This is a genomic window from Azospirillum ramasamyi (assembly GCF_003233655.1).
Lineage (GTDB): Bacteria > Pseudomonadota > Alphaproteobacteria > Azospirillales > Azospirillaceae > Azospirillum > Azospirillum ramasamyi.
Genome location: NZ_CP029829.1, coordinates 1,509,242 through 1,523,417, shown reverse-complemented (window position 1 = coordinate 1,523,417; position 14,176 = coordinate 1,509,242). Strand labels below are relative to the sequence as shown.

Annotated in this window: 16 protein-coding genes; 13 read left to right on the top strand and 3 right to left on the bottom strand. The window is 66.4% G+C overall.

Going from position 1 to position 14,176, the window contains the following annotated elements; genetic code table 11:
- The first annotated feature begins 47 nt into the window (after nucleotides 1-47).
- The 10 genes from DM194_RS07055 to DM194_RS07010 all read left to right on the top strand — a co-directional run bounded on the left by DM194_RS07055 (nucleotide 48) and on the right by DM194_RS07010 (nucleotide 9,417).
- Nucleotides 48-752 (top strand): trypsin-like serine peptidase, encoded by a 705-nt coding sequence (locus DM194_RS07055; protein WP_246024132.1) that lies wholly within the window; start codon nucleotides 48-50, stop codon nucleotides 750-752.
- Between the two features lie 96 nt (nucleotides 753-848).
- Nucleotides 849-1,196 carry a RidA family protein gene (locus DM194_RS07050; protein ID WP_111066569.1) on the top strand — a complete coding sequence of 116 codons (348 nt, stop codon included), beginning with the start codon at nucleotides 849-851 and terminating at the stop codon, nucleotides 1,194-1,196.
- A 228-nt stretch (nucleotides 1,197-1,424) separates the two neighbouring features.
- On the top strand, nucleotides 1,425-3,569 hold the full coding sequence (fusA, locus tag DM194_RS07045) for an elongation factor G (protein WP_111066568.1): 2,145 nt from the start codon (nucleotides 1,425-1,427) through the stop codon (nucleotides 3,567-3,569).
- A gap of 375 nt (nucleotides 3,570-3,944) precedes the next feature.
- Nucleotides 3,945-4,421, top strand: coding sequence for a tetratricopeptide repeat protein (locus DM194_RS07040; protein ID WP_246024131.1), 477 nt, complete (start codon nucleotides 3,945-3,947; stop codon nucleotides 4,419-4,421).
- Between the two features lie 174 nt (nucleotides 4,422-4,595).
- Nucleotides 4,596-5,987 carry a hypothetical protein gene (locus DM194_RS07035; protein WP_111066566.1) on the top strand — a complete coding sequence of 464 codons (1,392 nt, stop codon included), beginning with the start codon at nucleotides 4,596-4,598 and terminating at the stop codon, nucleotides 5,985-5,987.
- Between the two features lie 171 nt (nucleotides 5,988-6,158).
- Nucleotides 6,159-6,527, top strand: coding sequence for a 30S ribosomal protein S13 (gene rpsM / locus DM194_RS07030; RefSeq protein WP_012974491.1), 369 nt, complete (start codon nucleotides 6,159-6,161; stop codon nucleotides 6,525-6,527).
- A gap of 15 nt (nucleotides 6,528-6,542) precedes the next feature.
- Nucleotides 6,543-6,941 carry a 30S ribosomal protein S11 gene (rpsK, locus tag DM194_RS07025; protein ID WP_012974490.1) on the top strand — a complete coding sequence of 133 codons (399 nt, stop codon included), beginning with the start codon at nucleotides 6,543-6,545 and terminating at the stop codon, nucleotides 6,939-6,941.
- Between the two features lie 136 nt (nucleotides 6,942-7,077).
- Nucleotides 7,078-8,094 carry a DNA-directed RNA polymerase subunit alpha gene (locus tag DM194_RS07020; protein ID WP_111066565.1) on the top strand — a complete coding sequence of 339 codons (1,017 nt, stop codon included), beginning with the start codon at nucleotides 7,078-7,080 and terminating at the stop codon, nucleotides 8,092-8,094.
- A gap of 160 nt (nucleotides 8,095-8,254) precedes the next feature.
- Nucleotides 8,255-8,683, top strand: coding sequence for a 50S ribosomal protein L17 (rplQ, locus tag DM194_RS07015; RefSeq protein WP_111066564.1), 429 nt, complete (start codon nucleotides 8,255-8,257; stop codon nucleotides 8,681-8,683).
- Nucleotides 8,684-8,838: 155 nt separating this feature from the next.
- Complete coding sequence (locus tag DM194_RS07010) at nucleotides 8,839-9,417, top strand: YqaA family protein (protein ID WP_111066563.1); 579 nt, start codon at nucleotides 8,839-8,841, stop codon at nucleotides 9,415-9,417.
- A 1-nt stretch (nucleotide 9,418) separates the two neighbouring features.
- Here the strand turns inward: DM194_RS07010 and DM194_RS07005 are convergent, their stop codons facing one another.
- On the bottom strand, nucleotides 9,419-9,775 hold the full coding sequence (locus DM194_RS07005) for a hypothetical protein (protein ID WP_111066562.1): 357 nt from the start codon (nucleotides 9,773-9,775) through the stop codon (nucleotides 9,419-9,421).
- A 40-nt stretch (nucleotides 9,776-9,815) separates the two neighbouring features.
- Between DM194_RS07005 and DM194_RS07000 the strand changes: the two genes are divergently transcribed.
- Together DM194_RS07000 and DM194_RS06995 are read left to right on the top strand one after the other, a co-directional pair.
- On the top strand, nucleotides 9,816-10,193 hold the full coding sequence (locus DM194_RS07000; protein ID WP_162629975.1) for a hypothetical protein: 378 nt from the start codon (nucleotides 9,816-9,818) through the stop codon (nucleotides 10,191-10,193).
- Nucleotides 10,194-10,203: 10 nt separating this feature from the next.
- Nucleotides 10,204-11,523, top strand: a complete 1,320-nt coding sequence (locus DM194_RS06995) for a replication-associated recombination protein A (protein WP_111066560.1) — start codon at nucleotides 10,204-10,206, stop codon at nucleotides 11,521-11,523.
- A 140-nt stretch (nucleotides 11,524-11,663) separates the two neighbouring features.
- On the opposite strand, the gene DM194_RS06990 is transcribed toward DM194_RS06995, so the two are convergent.
- The gene (locus tag DM194_RS06990; protein ID WP_111066559.1) at nucleotides 11,664-11,891 is read right to left on the bottom strand and encodes a hypothetical protein; all 228 of its coding nucleotides are present in this window, start codon (nucleotides 11,889-11,891) and stop codon (nucleotides 11,664-11,666) included.
- Between the two features lie 172 nt (nucleotides 11,892-12,063).
- Nucleotides 12,064-12,921 (bottom strand): cell envelope integrity EipB family protein, encoded by an 858-nt coding sequence (locus DM194_RS06985; protein WP_111067818.1) that lies wholly within the window; start codon nucleotides 12,919-12,921, stop codon nucleotides 12,064-12,066.
- Between the two features lie 109 nt (nucleotides 12,922-13,030).
- Here DM194_RS06985 and DM194_RS06980 point away from each other — a divergent pair, with 109 nt between their 5' ends.
- On the top strand, nucleotides 13,031-14,032 hold the full coding sequence (locus tag DM194_RS06980; protein ID WP_111066558.1) for a 2-hydroxyacid dehydrogenase: 1,002 nt from the start codon (nucleotides 13,031-13,033) through the stop codon (nucleotides 14,030-14,032).
- The last annotated feature ends 144 nt before the right edge of the window (nucleotides 14,033-14,176 follow it).

Genomic DNA, 14,176 nt, shown 5'->3' with positions numbered 1-14,176 from the left:
TTGGCCGTATGGTCACAGCAGCGCTTGCGCTCGTGATGCTGGCCGGCGTGCCTGGGGCCCGCGCGGAGCGGCCGTTGCTGCCCGGCGTCGGGCAGGCGGACCGGCGGGTGCCGGTGGATGCGTCGGCGGATCCGTGGCGCAGCGTCGTTCGGGTGCAGACCAATCTGGCCGGCCGCTGCACCGGGGCGCTGGTCGGGCCGCGCACGGTGGTGACCGCCGCCCATTGCCTGTTCAACCCGCGGACGCGGCGCTTCCTGCAGGCCTCCTCGCTGCATGTCCTGTTCGGCTATGACCGGGGGGAGTTCACCCGGCACGTCACGGTGGCCGGCGTCGTGACCGACCCTGCCTATGATCCCGCCGCGCCGAATCCGCTGGTGTCGGCCGACTGGGCGGTGCTGACCCTGGCGCAGCCTGCGCCGGAGTCGGTGCCGCCGCTCCCGGTCAGCACGGCGCCGCTGCCGGCCGGGACGCCGCTGATGCTCGGCGGCTACAGCCAGGACCGGGCGCAGATCCTGATGGCCGACCGCGACTGCCGGATGCTGGGGGAGAGGGCCGGGCTGCTGGTGCATGATTGCGACGCCACCCGCGGAACCAGCGGCGGGCCGCTGCTGGTGCGGTCGGGGGGAGGCGGCTGGGCGGTCGCCGGAGTCGGCGTCGCCGCCGGCAATACCCCGGCCGTGCGTAATTTCGCGGTCGCCGCCGGCCGGTTTGCCGCACTTTTGGCGAAGGATACCGCTGCGGGGCAGCCCTGAGCGGATGAGGCGCATTTTTTTCTTCGCGCGCGGCTCTGAATGGCATAGACGTACGCGCGTCTTATTCGAGCCCCCGGAACCCGGAGTCTTTTCGTCATGTCGATCCAGCGCTTCCACACCGGACCGCGCATGAGCCAGATGGTCGTCCATAAGGACACGGTCTATCTCGCCGGTCAGGTCGCCGACCAGCCGACGCCCGACGTCGAACGTCAGACCGTCCAGATTCTGGCCCAGATCGACGCCCTGCTGGCGGAAGCGGGCAGCGACAAGAGCAAGCTGCTGTCGGCCACCATCTATCTGGCGGACATCGCCAGCTTCGGCGAGATGAACAAGGCATGGGACGCCTGGGTCGATCCGGCCAATCCGCCGGCTCGTGCCACGGTGGAAGCCAAGCTGGCGGCCCCGGAGTATCTCGTTGAAATTCAGGTCACCGCCGCTAAATAAGGCGGCGGAAACGGGGCGACCCGGCAGCCTCGGTTGGGGTGTGCCGGCGTGGCCCGAACGCTGTGAGGGCCGCGCGCTTCAATATTCCGACAAATTGCCTGTCGGTTTACGGAATGTTAATGACGCCTTAACAGATCGCCCGTAAAACCCCGACCAACCTCTGCCGCCGAAGCGGACGACCCTGACGGTCGCGCTTCGGTTGTCGCGTTACTGCAATGGAACCGCAACATGCCGCGCCAAACGCCACTGTCTGACATTCGGAACATCGGCATCATCGCCCACGTCGACGCGGGCAAGACGACGACCACCGAGCGTATTCTGTACTACACCGGCCGCAAGCACACGATCGTCGACGTGCACGCGACCAAGGATCTGAAGTCGTCGACCACGACCGACTACATGGAGCAGGAGCAGAAGCGCGGCATCACCATTCAGTCCGCCGCCGTCTCCGTGTTCTGGCGCGGCAAGAAGATCAACGTCATCGACACCCCGGGCCACGTCGACTTCACCATCGAGGTGAACCGCTCGCTCCGCGTGCTCGACGGCGCCGTGGTGGTGTTCGACGGCGTGGCCGGCGTCGAGCCGCAGTCGGAGACCAACTGGCGTCTGGCCGACAACTACAACGTTCCGCGCATCTGCTACGTCAACAAGATGGACCGTTCGGGCGCGAACTTCCGTCGTTGCGTGGACATGATCCGCAACCGTCTGGGCGCCCGCCCGGTGTGCATCCAGGTTCCGCTGGGCTCGGAAGACAACTTCCGCGGCATGGTCGACCTCGTCGAGATGAAGGCCTATGTCTGGTTCTCCGACGACAAGGACGCCAAGTGGGAAGTTTGGGAGGTCAACGAGGACGAGCTGATCTCCAAGCTGAACCTGACCGTCAAGGAAGACCTGGACAACATCGCCAGCATCCGTGCCCTGCGCGCCGACCTCGTCGACACCGCGCTGGAGCAGGACGAAGTCGCGATGGAAGCCTACCTGGATTCGGGTGAGGATCCGTCGCCGGACGTGCTGCGCGCCTGCCTGCGCAAGGGCACCATCGCCGGCGCCTTCACTCCGGTCCTGTGCGGCTCCTCCTACAAGAACAAGGGCGTGCCCCAGGTTCTGGACGCCGTCGTCGACATCCTGCCGTCGCCGGTCGACGTCGAGGCCATCAAGACCGTGGACGAGGACGGCAACCCGAACGGCGAGCGTATCAGCTCGGACGAGGCGCCGTTCGCCGCGCTGGCCTTCAAGGTGATCAACGACACCTACGGCTCGATGACCTTCATCCGCGTCTACTCGGGCGTGCTGACGAAGGGCATGTCGGTCCTGAACTCGACCCGCGGCAAGCGCGAGAAGATCGGCCGCATGGTCGAGATGTTCGCGAAGGAAGCCAACCCGATCGAAGAGGCGCGCGCCGGCGACATTCTCGCGCTGGTTTCGCTGACCGAGACCGACACGGGCGACACCCTGTGCGACGCCGCCCACCCGGTCATCCTGGAGCGTATGCGCTTCCCCGAGCCTGTCATCAGCGTCTCGGTCGAGCCGAAGACGAAGGGCGAGCAGGAGAAGTTCTCCAACGCGCTGGGCAAGCTCGTCCGCGCCGATCCGTCGCTCCGCCTGGAGACCGACCGTGAAACCGGCCAGACCATCCTGCGCGGCATGGGCGAGTTGCACCTGGAAGTGACCCTGGACCGTATGCGCACGGAGTTCGGCGTGGAAGGCAACATGGGCAAGCCCCAGGTCGCCTACCGCGAAGCGATCACCAAGCCGGTCGAGTACACCTACACCCACAAGAAGCAGACCGGCGGTTCGGGCCAGTTCGCCGAAGTCAAGATCATCTTCGAGCCGCTGGAGCGCGGCACGGGCTTCGAGTTCGTGGACGAGACGGTCGGCGGCACGGTTCCGCGCGAATACGTCCCGTCGGTCAAGAAGGGCCTGGAAATGCAGAAGGAAGACGGCGTGCTCGCCGGCTATCCGACTGTGGACTTCCGCGCCCGCCTGGTGGACGGCAAGTACCACGACGTCGACTCGAACGCCCTGACGTTCGAAATCGCCGCCAAGGCCTGCTTCCGCGAGGCGATGCCGAAGGGTGCGCCGATCCTGCTGGAGCCGGTGATGAAGGTCGAGGTCGTGACGCCGGAGGATTACCTGGGCGACGTGATCGGCGACGTGAACCGCCGCCGTGGCACGGTGCTGGGCCAGCTGGAGCGTGGCGCCAACATCGCCGTCGAGGCGAACGTCCCGCTGAACGAGATGTTCGGCTACATCGGCCAGCTGCGCGGCATGACCTCGGGCCGTGCGTCCTACACGATGGAGTTCAGCCACTACGAGCCGGTGCCGCGCAACGTCACCGACGAGATCGTGGCCGGCCGCAACAAGGCTGCCTGATCGTCCTTCTCGAGCGATCGAGAACGGCAATCGGGAGATATCCGGTGAAACCGACGGCCGGCGGAGCAATCCGCCGGCCGTTCGGCTTTTTCGGACTTCTAAAGAATGGATTATGAGCATGACCGCGGCAGTCAACCAAAGGGGCAGGTGCCTCGGCGGACGGCATGTCGGTCATAGTCCGGTGGCGTTACGGCTGCCGGTAGGGTTGAGCGTCAGCGCCTCTGACCAATTCTTTAGCGAATTGCAACCAAAAAATAGTTGGCAGAGCGTCGAATCCGTGCCCAAATTTGGTACATGACGATTCGACGCTTCTTTTCCTTGACTGTGCTTTTGCTGCTGACCCTCGGGGTGCCGGCCGGGGCGGGGCAGGGGAATATGCGTCTGGACGGCCTTTTCCAAGCCCTGCACAGCACCACCGACGCGGCCTATGCCGAATCGGTTGAGGAGCATATCTGGGACTTCTGGCTCGACCATCCCGACCCGGCGATGGTCCGCGACATGCGCGCCGGCGTGCTCAGCCTGAACAGCGACGATTACGAGTCGGCGTTACGGTACTTCGACGCGGTGGTCGCCCGCGACCCCTCCTATGCCGAAGGCTGGAACAAGCGTGCCGCGACTCGCTACATGCTGGGCGACTACCGCTCCGCCATGGCGGACCTGCGCCACGCCTTGTTGCTGGAGCCGCGCCATTTCGGGGCGTTCGTGGAATTGGGGCTGGTCTATCTGGCGCTGGGTGACGAGAAACCGGCGCTGCGCGCCTTCGATGCCGCGCTGAAGCTCAATCCGCATCTCGGCCGGGTGAGGGCACAGGCCGACGCCCTCAGGTACCGCGCCACGGGAACCGCTCTCTAAGCCGGCCGGCGGAATCCGCGGCCATCACTGGCTACCGCCGATTTTTACGGGCAATGCGTTCCCAGGGTGCCCTCGATGGAGGTATAACCTTCGGCGGCGACACCGAGTGGTGGTCGCATGGTCCTGCCTGAACGCCTTCGACCGGCGTGGGCGGGCCGGATGCCGGGGGGTGGGATGTTCGAACAAGCTATCCATATCGTCGGCGAGTTGCGCGTGCTGAGCGCGCTCGGCCTGCTCGGCCTGTCCTTCATCCTGCCGCTGACGATCTTCATCGGACGCAGCAACATCAAGAATGTCAGGCGGAAAATCATCGCCGATCTGGAATCGGTCTTCCGTATCGAGGGGCGCGAGCATGACCAGTTGATCCCGTCCTTCGAGTTCGCCGCCTACAAGTACCGCGCCCTGCCGCATGGGCCGGACAACACCCAGCCGTCGGAGTGGCGGGCCTATTTCTTTCCGGTCCTTGTCTTCATCATGGTGTCGTTCAGCGGCTTTCTGACCTCCAGCGGCATGCTGCTGAGCAAGGATCGCCTGGATCACTTCCAACCGCTGTTCAGCGGGATGACGCTGTACGGGGTCGACGGCGTCACGTCGATCGACATGGTGAAATACCAGCTCCAGACCGTGGCGGTTCTGTCCTTCACCTTCTTCGGCGCCTATGTCTGGTCGATCGATTATCTGATCCGCCGCATCTCCAACTACGACCTGTCGCCGATCTCCTTCCTGCGGGTGACCGGCCACATCATCCTGGCCTGCGTCACCTCGGTGACCCTGCACCACGGCTATATGGACGTGGCGAAGATACTGCCGGAAGGGGCGACCGCCGATCGGGTGCCGGAGTTGATCGTGGCCTTCCTGATCGGTTTCTTCCCGAAGCTTGGGCTGCAGACGCTGCTGAGCCGGGTGCCGCAGCTGCAGATCCGGCGGATCGATCCGCGTGCGCAGAACTTCATCCGCGAATATCGGATCGACATGATCCTGGGCATCGATTCGGCCATCAAGTTCCGGTTGGCCGAGTTCGAGATCGAGGATGTGCAGAACCTCGCCACCGCGAACCCGATTCTGCTGTTCGTGGAAACTCCCTATGGCATCTACGAGACGATGGACTGGGTTGCCCAGGCCCAACTGCTCCTGGCGCTCGATCTCGACCAGATCGAGGCGTTGCGGGTCATCAATGTCCGGACCATTTTCGACGTCGAGCGCTTTGCGATGCGGCCGGAATCGCGGCCCCGGCTGGTCCAGGCGCTGAACTGCCCCAAGAGGGACGGCAATGGCGCGGTGCTGCTGGCCGACCGCGGCATCACGCTGGAGAACCTCGACTCGGTGGTGCAGGCCATCGGCGAGGATCTGCATGTCCAGCGCCTGCGCCAGATCTGGCGCAACATCGAGCTGAAGCTCAGCCTGGATCTGCCGCAGGTGAACCGCGACCGTGCGCTTGTGAATGCCGGGCGGATGCCGCCGGCTCCCCATCGGGTCAGGACAATGCCGGGCGACGACGCCGACGATGGCCTTTCTCCGCCGGATGCCGCGCCGGTTCCAGCGCGGACGTCGGTTCCGGCCGAGTAATCGGCCTTGACAAGTTCCGGGGTTTTCCTATAGTCCCAGCCTCTCGCCGCCCAACCGGGTGGCGGGTAACATTGTGCGTTCCCAGGACCGGTCTTGTGCCGGGCGGGATTAGCTCGGTGTGTAGGCGGCCCGACGGGCTGCCGTTGAGATATCGAGATCGAGGAGAGCAGCGTGGCGCGTATCGCTGGCGTCAACATCCCCGCGCAGAAGCGCGTGGAGATCGGGTTGACCTACATCCATGGCATCGGCCCCTTCAAGGCCAAGGAAATCTGCGCGAAGCTGGAGATCCCGGCCGAGCGTCGCGTGAACGAGCTGACGGACGACGAAGTCCTGAAGATCCGCGAGACCATCGACGCCGACTACCGCGTCGAGGGCGATCTTCGTCGTGAAGTCGCCATGAACATCAAGCGTCTGATGGACCTGGGCTGCTACCGCGGCCTGCGTCACCGCAAGGGCCTGCCGGTCCGCGGCCAGCGCACCCACACGAACGCCCGCACCCGCAAGGGTCCGGCCAAGCCGATCGCCGGCAAGAAGAAGTAAGAGGACGAACGCAAAATGGCCAAGCCCTCCGCCGCTTCTCAGCGCCTGCGTCGTCGCGAGCGCAAGAACATCACCGCCGGCGTCGCGCATGTGAACGCCTCGTTCAACAACACGATGATCACCATCACCGACGCGCAGGGCAACACCATCGCCTGGTCGTCGTCGGGCACCATGGGCTTCAAGGGTTCGCGCAAGTCGACCCCCTACGCCGCCCAGGTCGCCGCCGAGGACGCCGGCCGCAAGGCCCAGGAACACGGCATGAAGACCCTGGAAGTCGAAGTGAAGGGTCCGGGTTCGGGGCGTGAGTCCGCCCTGCGCGCCCTGCAGTCGATCGGCTTCCAGATCACGTCGATCCGCGACGTCACGCCGATCCCGCACAACGGCGTTCGCCCGCCGAAGAAGCGCCGCGTCTAAGTTCAGTACCGTTTCCGCACCCGCGGGGACCGACCGTTCCGGGACAGGGGGCCGCTGCCATCGCGGCCCCTTCAGCATGGGAATGGTTCGGACCCCGCGGGTTCGTGTTCACCCGATGGCATCTTGAGGTCGATCCGTGCTTCAGAAGAACTGGCAGGAACTGATTAAGCCGAGCAAGCTGGAGATCCAGCCCGGTGACGACGCCGACCGCTTCGCGACCGTGGTCGCCGAACCGCTGGAACGCGGCTTCGGTCTGACGCTCGGCAACGCGCTGCGCCGCATCCTGCTCTCCTCGCTGCAGGGTGCCGCCGTCACGGCGATCCACATCGACGGCGTGCTGCACGAGTTCTCGTCCATCCCCGGCGTCCGCGAGGACGTGACCGACATCGTCCTGAACATCAAGACGATGGGTCTGCGCATGGGCGGCGACGGCCCGAAGCGCATGCGTCTGCGCGCCGAAGGCCCGGGCGAGGTCAAGGCCGGCATGATCGAGACCGGTCCCGATATCCAGGTCATGGATCCGGAACTGGTCATCTGCACGCTGGACAACGGCGCGCGCCTGAACATGGAACTGACGGTCGAGACCGGCAAGGGCTATGTCCCGGCCAGCCAGAACCGTCCGGAAGACGCGCCCATCGGCCTGATTCCGATCGACGCCCTGTTCTCCCCAGTCCGCAAGGTGTCCTACAAGGTCGACAATGCCCGCGTCGGGCAGGTCACCGACTATGACCGCCTGTCGATGACGGTGGAGACCAACGGTTCGGTCAAGCCGGACGACGCGGTGGCTCTCGCCGCCCGCATCCTGCAGGACCAGCTGCAGCTGTTCATCAACTTCGAGGAGCCGACGCACGCCGTCTCCGAGGAGAAGCACGAGGAGGTTCCGTTCAACAAGAACCTGCTCCGCAAGGTGGACGAGCTCGAGCTGTCGGTCCGTTCGGCCAACTGCCTCAAGAACGACAACATCGTCTACATCGGCGACCTGGTGCAGAAGACGGAGGCGGAAATGCTCCGCACCCCGAACTTCGGCCGCAAGTCGCTGAACGAGATCAAGGAAGTGCTGTCCCAGATGGGCCTGCACCTCGGTATGGAAATCCCGAACTGGCCGCCGGAGAACATCGAAGAGCTGGCCAAGCGTCTGGAAGAGCCGTACTAAGCATCTCGCCTGTTGCCGCGCCCTTTCCGTCTCCGGCCGGGAAGGGCGCATTCCCCAGGGCCGCCACGGCCCGACCCCGTAGCCGTACCAGCGCTATGACTGGGCGGCGGGGTACACGATCGGCTCCCCGAGGGGGGCCACGCCATGAAGGAGGACCGCCATGCGTCACGGCGTTTCGGGACGTAAGTTCAGCAAGACCAGCAGCCACCGCAAGGCCATGTTCTCGAACATGGCGAACGCGGTGATCAAGCACGAGCAGATCACCACCACCCTGCCGAAGGCGAAGGACCTGCGTCCGATCGTCGATAAGCTGATCACGCTCGGCAAGAAGGGTGGCCTGGCCAACCGCCGTCTGGCTTTCGCCCAGCTGCGCGACAACGAGACGGTCACCAAGCTGTTCACCGTTCTGGCGGACCGCTACAAGGACCGTCAGGGTGGCTACAGCCGCGTCCTGAAGGCTGGCTTCCGCTACGGCGATGCCGCCGACATGGCCGTGTTCGAGCTGGTCGACCGCGACGTCTCCGCCAAGGGCCAGAACTCGGGCCCGACGCAGGAGACCGCCGAGGCCGAAGGCGAGACCGCCGAGTAACATGACCGCCAATCGCGCCGGTCTTCCGCACTGCGCGGCATCGGGTCCCAGGGCCCCGTGTTGCGCAGGACGGGACCGCCGATACCGGTGATATGTTGGACCCTTCCTCCGGGCTTTCCGGGGGAAGGGTTTTTTCTTTTCTGGCCGGTCCGAGAATGCTGCGCTCCCTTTACACGCGCCTCCAGCGCCTGTCCGCCCGCGACGATGCCGTCTGGTGGATGTCGGCGATCTCCTTCGCCGAAAGCTCCTTCTTTCCATTGCCGCCGGACGTGATGCTGGTGCCGATGTGCCTGGAGAAGCCGAAGAAGCTGTGGTTCTACACCAATGTCTGCGCCTTTGCGTCGTTGCTGGGCGGGCTTCTGGGCTATGCGCTGGGCTTCTATCTGTTCGAGAGCGTCGGGCGGATGATCATCGACTTCTACAATGCGCAGGAGTCGTTCCAGCATTTCCAGGAGATGTTCGCCGAGTTCGGCCCCTGGTTCCTGATCCTGAAGGGGGTGACGCCGATCCCCTACAAGCTGCTGACGATCACCGCAGGATTCGCCCATCTCGACCTGACGGTCTTCATCCTCTGTTCGATCGTCGCGCGCTTCTCCCGATTCTACATGATCGCCATCCTGCTGCACTTCTACGGGCCGCAGGTCCAGCAGATCATCGAGAAGCGGCTGATGCTGGTGGCCACCGTCCTGCTGGTCGTGGTGGTCGGAGGCCTGCTCAGCTTCAAGTTCGTCTGATCTAGTCCGGCATGCCCTGGTCCTGGCTGTTGCGCCGGGACGGGGGCAGGGAGTCGCGCTCTGCACGGTCGCGGCGCACGATCATGACGATGGCGATCGCCACGAACAGCCCGCCCAGCATCGGGATGATCATCTCGGCCATGCCGATATTGGGCAGGGCCAGCACGCGCGAGCCCAGCATGACGAGGCCGAGGACCAGCAGCGCCAGCATCAGCCGCAGGGAGCGGTGGCGCGCCGGCTTGCGTGTTGATCTGCCGTCCGATTCCGGTGTCATTTCAGTCATTCCCTTCTTGATGCGGTTGTCGGCATAGTGGGGACCGAACGGGGGATGGTCCAGGGGGGTGTGGCATTCCGTCATGCCCGCGGCCGTCCTCACAACAAGAAGAATAGGAGCCGTCGTGGCTATGTTCCGTCCGGTCCGCCTCATCGCCCCGCTGTTGGCCGTCGCCCTGCTCGGCCTGTCGGCCTGCGCCGACCGCCCGTCTGACCGTCCGGCCGCTTCGGGGCCGGCCCCCACCGTTACCGTCGTGCCCGGTCCGTCGACCCAGCGCGGCGGCGCCGACGACCAGTCCCTGCGCCTGGACAACGGCAGCGGCGCGGACGCCGGCGGCTCCTGTCAGGTCCAGTGCGAGCGCAGCCACAATGTGTGCATGGATTCGGTCGCCGCGCGCAACCAGGGCGGCATCGACCGCACCGACTCGACCCCCTTCAGCCCGACCGACAACTGCAGCTTCCAGCTGAGGCAGTGCTACCAGCGCTGCGGCGCGGCGCGCTGAGGATCCGGCCATGACGAAACGCGGCGAGTCGGGCGGCGGTGCCGGCCTGTTCGAGTCGGCGGCTCCCCGCCCGCTCGCCGACCGGCTGCGCCCGCGCACGCTGGACGAGGTGGTCGGGCAGGACCATCTGCTGAAGCCGGACGGTCCGCTCGGCCGCATGGTCGCGGCGCGTCGGCTGGCCTCCATGATCCTGTGGGGGCCGCCCGGCTGCGGCAAGACCACCATCGCCCGCCTGCTGGCCCACAGCACCGACCTGCATTTCGAACCGCTGTCGGCGGTGTTCTCCGGCGTCGCCGACCTGCGCAAGGTCTTCGACGCCGCGCGCGCGCGGCGGCTGGCGGGGCAGGGAACCCTGCTGTTCATCGACGAGATCCATCGCTTCAACCGGTCGCAGCAGGACGGCTTCCTCCCCTTCGTCGAGGACGGAACCGTCACGCTGGTCGGCGCCACCACCGAGAATCCATCCTTCGAGCTGAACGCCGCCTTGCTGTCGCGGGCGCAGGTGTTCGTGCTGAACCGGCTGGACGATTCGGCTCTGGAGAAGCTGCTGTCGCGGGCGGAGGCGGAGATGGGCCGGCCGCTGCCGCTGGATGCCGACGCGCGCGCCGCGGTGAAGGCGATGGCCGATGGCGACGGCCGCTTCTGCCTGAACCTGTGCGAGGAACTGTTCGCGCTGCCGGACGGGACGCTGCTGGACACCAACGCGCTCGCCGCCACCATCCAGCGCCGCGCCCCGCTCTACGACAAGGCGCAGGAGGGGCATTACAACCTCATCAGCGCCCTGCACAAATCGTTGCGCGGGTCGGACACCGACGCGGCGCTCTATTGGTACAGCCGCATGCTGGACGGCGGGGAAGACCCGCGCTACATCGCCCGGCGCCTGACCCGCTTCGCCGTTGAGGATATCGGGCTGGCCGATCCCAACGCCCTGACCCAGGCCATCGCGGCGTGGGAAGCCTATGAGCGGCTGGGCAGCCCGGAAGGCGAACTGGCGTTGGCGCAGCTGGTCATCTATCTGGGGACGGCGCCGAAGTCGAACGCCGGCTATACCGCCTACAAGGCGTCGGTGCGCGCGGCGAAGGAAACGGGCTCGCTGATGCCGCCCAAGCACATCCTGAACGCGCCGACCAAGCTGATGAAGAGCATCGGCTACGGCAAGGGCTACGAGTACGACCACGACACGGCGGAGGGATTCTCCGGCCAGAACTATTTCCCCGAAGGCATGGCCCGGCGCGAGTTCTACCAGCCGGTGGAGCGGGGATTCGAGCGCGACCTGCGCAAGCGGCTGGACTATTGGGCCAGGCTGCGCGAGCGGCGGGGCGAGGAATAGGGGAGGGCGCCGCTTCTCGCGGTAATCTCCCCAGCCCGTACCCCGGACAACGACTTTTTCCTCCCGCGCTGGGCGGGGGGGAGGGTCAGGGCGGGGATAACCGGCCGATGATAACCGGCCGATGCCGTCAGAACCGTGAGTTACGCCGCCATCCCGCCTTGCGGCGTCGATGCGATCAGGCGGTAGTGGCTGGTGTCGGCGAGGACCGAGCAGCTCAGGGTCTTGGACACGCCGTCGTCTTCGGTGCTGACGACGCGGGCGTGGGGGATGCCCAGCAGGTTGACCGTGGCCGTCACCCGCCAACCGCGGACGCCGGCGGTGCCGACCGGTTGGAAAACCTGCCCGATCTGGACATGCTTCTTGCTCATGACGGATAAACCCCTGGACGGCCGTCCGCGCCCCGTGACGGAGGCGGGCGGGCCTGTTGCGCGAATCTCAACCCGCAGTTAAGCGCAGCAGCGAGTCGCAATCAACAGGGAAACCGCGCTTCATCCGTCCGGCGTGATGACCCCGGTATGATTGTCACGGGGCGGCAGCCGGTCAGCAGCCCGATTTCGGCAGCGCCTCGATCTTCTCCAGCACGGCGTTGACGGTGAAATCGCCATAGTCGATCTGCATGGACTCGGCGATGCCGTTCTCCAGCAGGCGCAGGCTCATCTCGTATTCCGGCTGGGCCGAATCGCTCTGCAGCGGGAAGAAGGCCATGCGGACCGGCCAGGACTTGCCCACCTTCAGCAGCGGATCCTTGCCGGATTCCTTCGGCGCGCCCGGCTTGCCGGTGACGGTCGACACCTCGGTCGGCCCCTCCGCATCCGATCCGTCGAAGATGGTGCGGGTGAAGAAGGGCTCGTTCCGCTCGGCATGGTCGAGGATCGCCAGCGTGTGGGCGGTGGGGAACATGGTCCCGGCCGGCAGTTCCATCTCCTGCGGTTCCGGCTTGGTGAACTGGGCGGTGCCGGCGCCGTCGGCCTGCAGGTTGGCCTCGCCGCGCACCTCCTCGTCCAGCTCGCCGTTCACCAGCTTGCGGACGTTGAAGCGGTAGCGCAGACCGTTCTTCGCCTCCCACGTCGTGTAGTTGGTGTTCATCGCCATGTCGTCGCCCTCGCTGTAGACGAAGCGCAGCTGGAAGCGCTGCTCCGTCGTCCAGCCGTCGCAGGCGTCGGCCCATTCGAACATCATGCGGCCGCGGACGTCGCTGACCTTCGCCCCGTTGCGCGCCGATCCCAGCGACATGGCGTAGATCGCCCGGTGCGGCTGGATCTTGGCCGCGACCGACGCCATGGAGGTGGCGGCCGGCTGTGCCAGGACGGGAGTGGCCGCGAGGAGGGCACCAGCGGTGACGGTGGCGGCGAGGACCGTGCCGACGGTCGCCGGCAGGGCAGAGAGACGGTCGAGCAAGACGGGATCCACAGGTGATTGACGGCTCTGGGTGAAGTATGGGTGTTTTTGCCGCGGTTCGGAAGAGCCGCTACCTTTGATTCCCAATCAATGGAAGGGAACAGCCCGAATGACAAGCCCCGCCGACACCCCGCCGGATGCCGCCGCCCGTCCGGTGGTGCTGCTGACCCGCCGCCTTCCCGATGCGGTGGAGGCGCGGGCGTCGCGCGATTACCGGGCGGTCCTCAACCCCGAGGACCGGGCGTTCAGCGGGGCGGAGATCGCCGCCCGCGCCGCCGAGGCGGGTGCCGACGCCGTTCTGTGCTGTGCCGGCGACTGGCTCGACGCCGCCGCCATCGCCGCCCTGCCGGAGCGGGTGCGGGTGCTGGCGACCTTCTCCGTCGGGACCGACCACATCGACCTGGAGGCGGCGCGCGCCCGCGGCCTGACCGTCACCAACACGCCCGACGTGCTGACCGACGCCACCGCCGACATCGCGCTGCTTCTCCTGCTGGGCGCCGCGCGCCGCGCGTCTGAGGGGGAGAGGATGATCCGGGCGGATGCCTGGACCGGCTGGACCCCGACCCAGCTGATGGGAACCCATGTCGGCGGCAAGCGGCTGGGCATCGTCGGCATGGGCCGCATCGGCCAGGCGGTGGCGGCCCGCGCCCGCGCCTTCGGCATGGCGATCCACTACAGCAACCGCCGCCGCCTGCCGGCGGAGCAGGAGCTCGGCGCCGCCTACCATGCCGACCCGGAGGAGATGCTGCCGGTCTGCGATGTCCTGTCGCTCCACTTCCCGGCCACGGCGGAAACCCGGCATTGGCTGAACGCCGCGCGGATCGGGCGGATGCCGCCGGGGGCCATCCTGGTCAACACCGCCCGCGGCAGCGTGGTGGACGACGAGGCCGTGATCGACGCGCTGAAGAGGGGGCGGCTGGCGGCGGCCGGGCTCGACGTGTTCGAGAACGAGCCGAACCTGCATCCCGGCTACCGCGAGCTGCCCAATGCCTTCCTGCTTCCGCATCTGGGCAGCGCCACCGTGGAGACGCGCAACGCCATGGGCTTCAAGGCGCTGGACAACATCGATGCGGTGATGGCCGGCCGGCCGGCGCCCGACCGGGTGGCATAAGGCGCCGACCGGCAGGGTTTTCCTGCCACTAAAGAGTGGCGATGGGCAGAAGATGCCGGCCGGGTGGGAAAGACGCTCCATGCCCGGCCGGTGATCGGCGGGCGCAATTCGCCGGCGATCGATAAAATACCTGGTATCTGCGGG